5 protein-coding genes are annotated in these 10,900 nt (G+C 53.2%); 1 reads left to right on the forward strand and 4 read right to left on the reverse strand.

Annotation, left to right across the window (positions count from 1 at the left end):
• Both AC06ND_RS03315 and AC06ND_RS03320 read right to left on the reverse strand, forming a co-directional pair.
• A partial coding sequence (locus AC06ND_RS03315; RefSeq protein WP_475677575.1) for a glycoside hydrolase family 27 protein occupies positions 1-803 on the reverse strand: 803 nt, incomplete at its 3' end.
• A 703-nt stretch (positions 804-1,506) separates the two neighbouring features.
• Positions 1,507-3,003 (reverse strand): TolB family protein, encoded by a 1,497-nt coding sequence (locus AC06ND_RS03320; protein WP_475677576.1) that lies wholly within the window; start codon positions 3,001-3,003, stop codon positions 1,507-1,509.
• 137 nt (positions 3,004-3,140) lie between these two features.
• Between AC06ND_RS03320 and secDF the strand changes: the two genes are divergently transcribed.
• A complete protein-coding gene (gene secDF, locus AC06ND_RS03325) occupies positions 3,141-6,149 on the forward strand; it encodes a protein translocase subunit SecDF (RefSeq protein ID WP_475677577.1) in 3,009 nt (1,002 codons plus the stop codon).
• Between the two features lie 70 nt (positions 6,150-6,219).
• On the opposite strand, the gene AC06ND_RS03330 is transcribed toward secDF, so the two are convergent.
• Together AC06ND_RS03330 and AC06ND_RS03335 are read right to left on the reverse strand one after the other, a co-directional pair.
• The gene (locus tag AC06ND_RS03330) at positions 6,220-10,026 is read right to left on the reverse strand and encodes a DNA polymerase III subunit alpha (RefSeq protein WP_475677578.1); all 3,807 of its coding nucleotides are present in this window, start codon (positions 10,024-10,026) and stop codon (positions 6,220-6,222) included.
• A gap of 12 nt (positions 10,027-10,038) precedes the next feature.
• Positions 10,039-10,900 (reverse strand): endonuclease/exonuclease/phosphatase family protein (locus AC06ND_RS03335; RefSeq protein WP_475677579.1); only part of this gene is annotated, 862 nt, incomplete at its 5' end.

Here is a 10,900-nt window from a genome sequence, read left to right on the forward strand (position 1 = left end):
CCGTTGCCGACCTCGAGCATCTCCGCGTCATTCCAATGTCCTGGACCTGCATATTCTGCATACTGCGCAGCCGCATCCATCGCATTGAGCACACCGACGCCGCCCCAGTCGAAGACGCAATCGAATACGTTCCTGATGTCCGGCGTCACTCTCCAGAGGTGACCTATGCCCTTACCCCATTCCCATGGATTGTTCTCGCCCCACTCGCAGATGCTGAGGATGATAGGGCGGCCGGAAGCCTTGAGTGCCTCCGACATGGTCTTGTAAGCGGCCATGGCATTCTGACCGTCGCAGGAGCACCAGTCATACTTCAGATAATCAACGCCCCACGAAGCATAGTCGTGCGCATCGATGTACTGGAAGCCCTTCGATCCTGGAAGTCCCTGGCAGGTCTTCGATCCCGCACATGAATATACGCCGAACTTGAGTCCGAGGCTGTGGATGTAGTCTCCCACCACCTTCATTCCGTTAGGGAACTTGTCCGGATCTGGCACGATGTGGCCGAGAGAGTCGCGGTCGATCTGCCAACCGTCGTCAAGGACGATGTATTCGTAGCCGGCATCCTTCATGCCCGAGCTCACCATCGCGTCTGCGATTTCCTTGATGGTCTGCTCGCTGATATTGGTTCCGAGCTTGTTCCAGCTGTTCCAGCCCATTGGAGGTGTGGCCGCAAGGGACATATAGACCGAGTCTGACACCGGCTTTGGCTTACCATAGGTGGTAGACCGGTCGATTCGCTGTGCGGAAACGGTCACGCAAGCTGCGATGCCGACCGCGAGTGTGATGATCTTCTTGATTTTCATATACGAGATTTCCATTTATTAGTCCGTGAATACGCTTTTCTGCACAATGAAGGTAAAAAGAAAGCCCGGAAGCTCAAAGAGTTCCCGGGCAAAACACACTATTGTGCGTAAAGTTTGAACTATTTTTCCATTAAAAATCAGAAAACGGCCTGTGGATCACTCCAGGGGCCGTTTCCATGTCTCCGAGGGCAATCTCAGGAGTTGACGAATCATTGTGAATCAGTTATACCCGAAACAATTGCCTGTTCCATGTTACAAACCGTACGTGCGCAATACTAGCGCATGACGTATATCATCCTTCCCGCCGACGTCATGTGTATGCGACATCTATTAATAAACATAACCATTCTTTACAAGGTAAGACGCTCCTGCCATTGCTCCGAGTGATACGATGATGAAGATAAACATGACTCAAAAATTTTAGTGGGTTAAACTGATTCTGTGTGCCTTTCGTTTTGAAGACGATGCGAAGGTATGCCCACAAGAAAACAATTTCAAATCATGCATTTCACGATGATACAACGCAGATTCGCGAATGGTATTCCAACCTTCTCGAATGGTATTCCAACCTTATGGATAACGCAGAAAAGCGTTCAAGAAAACGCAGAGAAATCCAGAAAAATAAAAACATCAAAAAACAAAAACGGCCTCCAGAGTAGCCTGGAAGCCGTTTTTGCGATATTTGGTATCGATTCGCCTAAAATCAGTCGATTTCCGGCTCTTCGAAGACGATTTGTGGCAATTTTCCTGCCTGCATCCTTGAGAAAGTGTATGCTGCGGAGGTTCCGACCACCTCTCTTTCTGCTTTTTTCATAAGCTTGTCAGGGTCGATGACGACTCCCTTGAAGAGAAAATCGAGTTCAATTTCCTGCAATTCGGACATCGCGCTTGCATATGCGGACTGGAGCTGCGGCAATTTCTGCTCCCTCTTGAGTATGTCTTCAGTGAGAAGCGCCCTCAGGTCGGCATCGTCGCTTGTCGCGAAATCGACGCGGCGTTCGTTGAGCTCCCTTGTCGCAACGGCTATGGAATCGCGCAGCGACCGCACTTCCTCTATCTTGGTCATGTATCTGAGGATATCTGCATTGTCCTCGAGAGCATTCTCGGTAGTGTCGCCGTTGTCCATACGTGAGAGATTCTCCACAGGATTGAGGGCGGCAATTCCGCAGAGCCTTACCGGATCGTCCACGACCTTGCGTACCGGCATCTGCTCATAAGCGAGCACATACACGTCCACGCTGTCGGAAGCGCAGGCCCTGTTGGATGCGAACACGGTATATCTCTCGTCCGGGGTGTCCATATAGAGGAAATCATCGGCAGGGGAGGAGAACGGGAATCCGAGGTTCATAGGCACACCCCATTCGCCGCTGCGCTCATCGAGCTTCGACACATAGAGATCGTAGCCTCCGAGGCCATAGAGTCCGTCCGAAGAGAAGTACAGGCTCTTGCCGTCTGCGCTCAGAACCGGCCAGACCTCGTTTCCTTCGCTCGAAAAGTCCTCGCTGACGAGCTTTGGCTCCGTCCATACGGAATCCTTCTTCTCGATGATGTAGAGATTGCGGGAGTCTTCGTCCTTGCGCGACCACACGTATCTTTCGGCACCCTGTGGTGCATAGATTGCAGAGACATCCCTTCCGCTGTCAGGGTCGAGCTGGTTCGGAGACGGTACCCAGCTTCCCTCCGGAAGAGGGTAGAAGAGGAAGAAATCGTTCTTTGAGAAACGGTGACGAGCGAGGACTGTCGGCTCCATGACATAATCCATCATCCCGAAGCCGTTGTCCACGAGCACCTTCATCGCGATTATCCTTGCTATCTCGGCAGAGTCGGTCTCATCGGCAATCACATTCTCATATATCCTGCGTGCACCCGCGAAATCGTACACGCCCTTGAGCGCCTCCGCACGTGCGAGAAGAGAATCCTTGTCTTCCGGCTCCCTTGCAACTTCGGGGATGACTTCCTCCACCATCTCCTCAAGGAACGCGGTCAGCGTATCAGGATGCTCGACGACGGTTTCCAGGGAAGGGACCTCAACAGATACTCGAACAGTGTCACGCTGAGACTCCGGGAGAGCCTCTGAAAGCTCCTCGGCAAGAAGCTCCGGAAGCTCCTGCGGCACCACCGCCACTGAGTCCGGCAACTGGGCCGACGCGAGGGTCGGAACGAGCAGGGATGCAAGTATGATGAGTCTTGTACTTTTCATTGACTGAAGCCTTTCAGGGCGACAAAAATAGCACATTCTCTGCACAATAAGATTCGTATTTAGGAAAAAATATATAAATTTGTGCCCTATTTGGCGTATAGTAGAAAAAAACAATAATTAACAATAATTCAAAAACCATGCAAAGTAAAGGTGCAATCAGATTGGTAGCCATCCTTCTGGGCCTCGCTTGCCTCTGGCAGCTCTCCTTCACTCTCGTAGGAAACATCCACGAAAAGAAGGCTGCTGCCTATGCCGACAAGTTCGTTTCAGCCCTCCAGAACGAGGAGGCTTACGTCCGTGATTCAGTCAGGAAGGACATGTCCCGTTGGTACATCGACTCTATCTCGACTGAGAAAGTTTATTTGGGTTATACTTACAAGAAAGTACAGGAGAAGACCATCAACCTCGGCCTTGACCTCAAAGGCGGTATGAACGTCATGCTCCAGGTGCAGCTCGAGGACCTCGTCAGAGCTCTTGCAGATAACAACCAGTCAGCAGCATTCAACCAGGCTCTCGCTCTCGCAAAGGAGCGCAGCGTTGCCTCTAGGGAAGATTTCATCACCCTCTTCGAGGCTGCTTGGAAGGAAGTTGCCCCTGGCACTCCTCTCGCAACCGTATTCGGTACCTACGAGATGAGGGACAAGATCGACGCAAAGACCAGCGACGCAGACGTGATCTCAGTGATCCGCGGCGAGGCTGAGTCAGCAATCTCGAACTCATTCAACGTACTCCGTAACCGTATCGACCGCTTCGGTGTCACCCAGCCTTCTATCCAGAAGATCGGTAACAGCGGCAAGATCCTCATCGAGCTTCCAGGCGTCAAGGAGCCTGAGCGTGTAAGAAAGCTCCTCCAGGGAACTGCTTCCCTCGAGTTCTGGGCAACTTACGAGAACCAGGAGATCTACCCTTACCTCGCAGAGGCTAACGCACTCATCGCAGAGCTCGAGGCTGACCACAGCACCGCAGCAGCAGAGGAGACCGCAGAGGCTGTCGAGGGCGACGTCCTCGCACAGGAGCTTGGCGAGCAGGCAGAGAACGCATCTGATGATGCTTTCGCAAAGAGCAACCCTCTCTTCTCTGTTCTCCAGCCAGCTGTCTACAACGGTGGTCTCGGTACCGGCGCTTGCATCGGTTTCGCGAACTACACTGATACCGCGAGAATCAACAGGTGGCTCAATGACCCTCAGGTAGAGGCTCTCTTCCCAGCAGAGTTCAAGCCTATGTGGAGCGTTCATCCATCAAGCTACATCGGCAACGACAACATCTACGAGCTCATCGCAATCAAGGCAACCTCACGTGACGGCAAGGCACCTCTCGACGGTGGTGTCGTAACCGACGCTCGTGTTCAGTACGGCAACCAGGGTGGTAGCCCTGAGGTCGGCATGACCATGAATGCCGAGGGTGCAAACATCTGGGCAAGGATGACCAAGGACAACATCGGCAAGCAGATCGCCATCGTCCTCGACGGTATGGTTTACTCATACCCTGTAGTCAACACTGAGATCTCAGGCGGTAGCTCACAGATCACCGGTAACTTCACCCTCGACGAGGCAGAGGACCTTGCAAACGTCCTCAAGTCTGGTAAGCTCCCAGCTCCAGCAACCATCGTCCAGGAGCAGGTTGTAGGACCTTCACTCGGTTCTGAGTCAATCCGCGCCGGTCTCATCTCATTCGTGATCGCGTTCATCCTCGTGCTCATCTACATGATCCTCTTCTATGCAGGAGCAGGTCTCGTAGCTGATATCGCACTTCTCTGCAACGTGCTCTTCCTCTTCGGAACCCTCACCTCATTCGTTGCAGTCCTCACACTCCCAGGTATCGCCGGTCTCGTCCTCACCCTCGGTATGGCTGTCGACGCGAACGTGATCATCTACGAGCGTATCAAGGAGGAGATCCGTGCAGGCAAGGGCCTCAGCAAGGCAATTGCAGATGGTTACTCTAACGCATACTCAGCAATCATCGACGGTCAGATCACTACCCTCCTCACCGGTATCGTTCTCTTCGTATTCGGTTCAGGTCCTGTACAGGGCTTCGCTACTACCTTGATCATCGGTATCGTGACCTCAGTGATCACCTCTATCTTCATCACCCGTCTCGTATTCGAGGGCAGGGTTGAGAAGGGTAAGGACATCACCTTCTCCAACAAGTTTACCGAGAACTTCCTCCAGAACACCAAGATCGACTTCATCGGTAAGAAGAAGATCGGTTACATCCTTTCAGCTTGCCTCATCGCAATCTCTATCCTCTCTATCGCAATCAAGGGCTTCACCTACGGTGTAGACTTCACCGGTGGTCGTACCTATGTTGTACGCTTCGACAAGCCAGTGAACACAGAGGACGTTCGTCAGGCTACTCTCGCAGTATTCGCAGACGCCGGCAACTCTTCAGTAGAGGTTAAGCAGTTCGGTGGTGACAGCCAGATGAAGATCACAACTTCTTACAAGCACGATCAGGAGTCTACCGAGGTTGACGCAGAGATCGAGGGCATGCTCTACAATGCACTCAAGGGCTTCTACTCAACCAACATCGACCTTGCACAGTTCACTTCATCAATCGATGACGCAAACGGTATCATCTCATCTGACAAGGTGGGTGCAACCATCGCTAACGACATCAAGAGAGGTGCAATCATCTCAGTGATCATCGCCCTCCTCGTTATCTTCGGTTACATCGCATTCCGTTTCCGTGGATGGACCTGGGGTATCGGTGGTGTGACTTCACTTGCACACACCGCACTCATCGTGATCGGATTCTTCTCGCTCTTCAGCGGTATCCTTCCTTTCACCCTCGACGTTGACTCAACATTCATCGCAGCGATCCTTACCATCATCGGTTACGCTATCAACGATAACGTGGTCATCTTCGACCGTATCCGTGAGTACAAGACTCTCCATCCAAAGGCAGACTTCAAGGAGAACGTGAACTCAGCGCTCAACAGCACTCTCGCACGTACCATGAACACCTCACTCTCGACTCTCGTGACCATGCTCGCGATTGCATTCTTCGGTGGTGAGACTATCCGCGGTCTTGCTGTGGCACTCATCCTCGGTATCGTCATCGGTACCTACGCTTCAATCTTCATCGGTACCCCAGTCATGTACGACGTGACCAAGGCTATGGAGAAGAAGGCAGAGAACAAGAAGTAATCACAATTCTTCACAATAGAAGAGGCGACCTCAAACGAGGCCGCCTCTTTTTATTAAATAATAAAGGTGATTATTTCTTCCTTACCGCTTCGCCCTCGATACCGAGAGTCTCGATGTCCTTGAGGAAGTCAGGGGTTATCGCCACCTTGAACTTGCGGGTCGCAAATTCGACCATATAACGCGTCTTCGGGTCGATGATGAACAGAGACAGAGGGATGTCGCCCTTGTGCCTCTTGAGGAGTTTGATAAGGCCATCCTTGAACTCTGCGCTCAGCAGTGCAGTGTTGATCTTCAGACGGAACTCCTTGAGGAAACTTTCGTTCGCGTTTCCAAGGAGAGAGACGTTCTTGGTCTTGAATGCATAAGGCACGTCCGGGATGTTGCCCTTCTCGTCCGGCTTCACGAAATACTTCGGCTCGATCGAGCCTTCGATGAGGACGGAGTGACCCTGCTGGAACTTAGGTGCAAAGGCCTCGTACTCCTTTCCGAAGAGAGATATCTCCGTGTTTCCGGAGAAGTCCTCGATGATGGAAGTGAGGAAATTCTTTCCGTTGCGTGATATCTTTGTCTCGGTGCTGAGCACATATCCTCCTATGGTTACCTTGGAAGTCTTCTTCTTCTCCTGACACGCGTTCACGAGGTCCGGAAGGTCCATGATCTTGGTAGTCGCATAGTTCTCCATCTCGAAGGCATACTGGTCGAGTGGATGGGACGAAAGGTACATTCCGACAACCTCCTTCTCCCTGTGGAGAAGTTCGATATTGTCAGCAGCCTCCTCCTTATATGAAGGTACATCCGGACGGGTAGGCCTTACCTCCTCGGCATCACCGAAAAGGGATACGGATGATTCCTCAGCATCCTTCTTATAGAGATCTGCATATCTCACGAGAGAATCGATGAAGGTGTCGCCACCGGCTGACGGAAGGAAGAACTGGCTCCTGTGGTAGCCGAAGCTGTCAAATGCACCTGCATATACGAGGGACTCGAAAGCCTTCTTGTTGACCGATCCGGCCATCCTCTCCGCGAAGTCGAAGATGTCCTGGAAGAGACCGTTCTTCTCGCGCTCCTCGATGATTGCCCTCACGACGTTGTCGCCGAAACCCTTCATGCCGCCGAGACCGAAACGCACGTCTCCGTTCCTGGTCACAGAGAACTCGCTGTCAGACTCGTTCACGTCCGGATTGAGCACTCGGATGCCCGACTTCTTGCAGTCTGCCATGATCTTCTTGATCTCATCCATCTTGCTGAGGTTGCAGGACAGGTTCGCTGCCTGGAACTCTGACGGATAGTGGCACTTGAGCCATCCGGTCTGATAGCTGACCCATGCGTAGCAGGTCGCGTGGGACTTGTTGAATGCGTACTGGGCGAATTTCTCCCAGTCCTTCCATATCTTGTCGAGGGTCTTCTCTGGATGTCCGTTGCCCATTCCCTGGGTCATGAACTTCTCCTTGAGCTCCTGCATGACGGCAATCTGCTTCTTACCCATGGCCTTGCGAAGCTTGTCCGCCTCACCCTTGGTGAAGTTCGATAGCTTGCGGCTCAGCAGCATGACCTGCTCCTGGTATACAGTGACTCCATAGGTCTCCGCCAGGTACTCCTCCATGTCCGGAAGATCATACTCGATCGGCTCCTGACCCAGCTTTCGTGCGACGAAGGACGGGATGTAGTCCATAGGGCCCGGACGGTAGAGGGCATTCATCGCGATGAGATCCTCGAAACGCTCCGGGTGGAGGTTCTGGAGCCACTTCATCATGCCCGGAGACTCGAACTGGAAGACGGAGATCGTGTCTCCCTTCGAGTAGATCTTCTCGTAGGTCTCCGGGTCATCGATAGGGATGGCCTCTATATCTATCTCGGTGCCGAAACGCTTCTTGATGAGGTCAAGGCACTTGTGGATGATCGTAAGCGTGTTGAGTCCGAGGAAGTCCATCTTGAGCATTCCCACGTCCTCGATATAGTGGCCGTCGTACTGGGATGTCCAGACGTTCTGGCCGGTTTCCTTATCCACCGAGAGGCAGATAGGAATGTAGTCGGTAAGGTTGCCTCGTCCGATGATGGTCGCACAGGCATGCACACCCACCTGTCGGATGCTGCCCTCGAGCTGGAGGGCATACTTGAGCACTTCCTTGTTGATGTCGCTTCCGTTCTCGAGCTCATTCTTGAACTCAGGGACGAGGCGGTAGCAGTTCTTGAGGGTGATCTTCGCATCGACCTCCTCAAGACCTTTCTGGAACATCTTCTTGACGAGTATCTTCTGGCCCGGGTTCTCCGGATCGTCAACCTCGACCTCCTTCTCGATGGCCTTGAAGCCGGACTTCAGCTCGTCGAGCTTAGGGTTGAAAGGATATTCCTTCTCGACCTTCTCGGTAAGACGGTCCGGAACCATCTTGGAAAGGCGGTTGGACTCGTCGACGGAGAGGCGGCTTATTCGTGCCACGTCCTTGATCGCACTCTTGGCCGCCATGGTACCGAAGGTGATGACTCGGGACACATGGTCTGAAGTATACTTGCGCTCCACGTAGTCGTGGGCAGCAGGAAGGTTCTCGAAGTCGACGTCGATATCAGGCATGCTGATACGGTCAGGATTGAGGAAACGCTCGAAGAGGAGCTGATACTTGATAGGGTCGAGATTGGTGATACCGAGACAGTACGCAACCACCGAACCTGCCGCCGATCCACGGCCAGGACCGACCATATAGCCCTCCGCACGGGAAGCGGCGATGTAGTCCTGCACGATCAGGAAGTAGTCCGGGAAGCCCATTCGGCAGATGGTCTGCAGCTCGAAGAGTATGCGCTCGGACTGCTCCTCGGTGAAGGTCTCGCCATAGCGCTTGTGCGCACCCTGGTAGGTGATATGGCAGAGGTATGCCACCGAACGGCAGAATTCCTCTCCGCGGTCGTTTCCGTTCTTGTCGCAGCGTCCGCAGTCGATGATTTCCTTATATTTCTCGAGATGCTCGTCGATATGCGCGAGAAACTCGGGGTCTATGTCGTATTTCGGAAGTACGTGGCCACGGTCGATGGTGTAGCTCTCGCACTTGTCCGCAACCTCGATGGTGTTCGCGAGGACCTCCGGGTGGCGAGGGAACAGCTCGGCCATTTCCTCCTCGCTCTTGAGATACTCCTGCTGGGTGTACCTCATTCGGTCGGGATCATCGATATATGCGTTGGTCGTGAGGCAGATGAGACGGTCATGTGCAGGGCCGTCCTCCTTCTTCACGAAGTGCACGTCGTTCGTTGCGACGACCTTCACCTGCATCTCTTCCGCAAGGTCGAATATGCCGTCGTTCGCTATTCGCTGGTTCTCGTAGGTCTCCAATGAGAGGCCCTCGACCTCCGTACGATGGAGCTGAACCTCGAGATAGTAGTCATCTCCGAATATGTCCTTGTGCCACTTGATTGCCTTGCGCGCAGCGTCCATGTCCCCGGCCACCACGGCTCTCGGAATCTCTCCGGCGAGGCAGGCAGAACAGCAGATCAGGTCGTCATGGTACTTCTCGATAACCTCATGGCTCACCCTCGGCTTGCCGTAGTAAGAACCTTCGATATGTCCGATGGAGCATATCTTCATGAGGTTCTTGTAGCCGTTGTAGTTCTTCGCGAGAAGGACGAGGTGGTAGTACGACCTATGGGCGTTGTCCTTGAGAGTGTGGTCGTAGTGACGGGTCACATAGACCTCGCAGCCGATGATGGGCTTCACGCTCTTGTGCTTGCCGGCGTGCTTGAAGAATTCCTTCACTCCGTAGAGGTTTCCATGGTCGGTGATGGCAAGCGCAGGCATGCCGAGCTCCTCGGCACGCGTGAAGAGCTTGCCGATTTCCGAGAAACCGTCAAGGATGGAGTACTGGGTATGGACGTGGAGATGTACGAATGCCATGGAACCGTAGATTTAGAATACCATGACTGCAATTACAGGAAAATGGTCGGACAGGAAGGACCTGTTCTCATACTTCTTCGTAAGGATGCTGAACTCTTCGCAGCGGTCGAAACCGGAGTAGTAGATATGGTCGATCTGGCTCTGCTGCTGGGTCTTTCCCCAGGCATTGTACGTGACGCCGTCGTCGGTCTTTTCCGCAGTCTTGCGACAATTCTTCATCTGGCTCTCGACCTCGGCGAGACAGATGTCGTCCTGGCTCACGTTGAAGCAGCCCAGGAAGAGGACAGGAAGGCCGTCCTTGTTGATCTCCGCGAGACGGGAAAGGATGAGGGAGACGCCGTTATGGCGGGAAAGCACGCCGACCTCGTCGAGGTGGGTGTTCACCACGCAGTACTGGTTACCGCTCTTCTTGTCCTTCATGATGGCCCATGTACAGGTGCGATTGTCCGATGCATCCCAGCCTTCGCCCGGCTTGTCCGGATTCTCCGAAAGCCAGAACATTCCCCACTTCACGACGGATGTCGTCTTGCTGTTGTAAAGAAAGGCTGTATGTTCGCCCTTCTTCTTGCCGTCGTCGCGACCTTTACCGACGTACTTGTAGCTGTTGAGGACCTCTGGATAATAGCTGAGCTGGTAATCCAGAGCTTCCTGCACGCCGATCACGTCAGGCTTGATGTCGTCAATCATCATGGCCGTAAATGCGTACCTGAGAGTCCAGGCGTTGGTTCCATCGCCAGAGTCTCCGTTTCGGAGGTTGAAAGACATGATCTTGACCTTGTCCTCTACGCCCTTCTTCGCGTAGAGAGTCGACGGTATGATGATTGCCAACAGGGCAAGCAGCAGTGTGGTTTTCTTCATTTGAACAGGGATTGAG

This window comes from Candidatus Cryptobacteroides sp. (assembly GCF_056207615.1).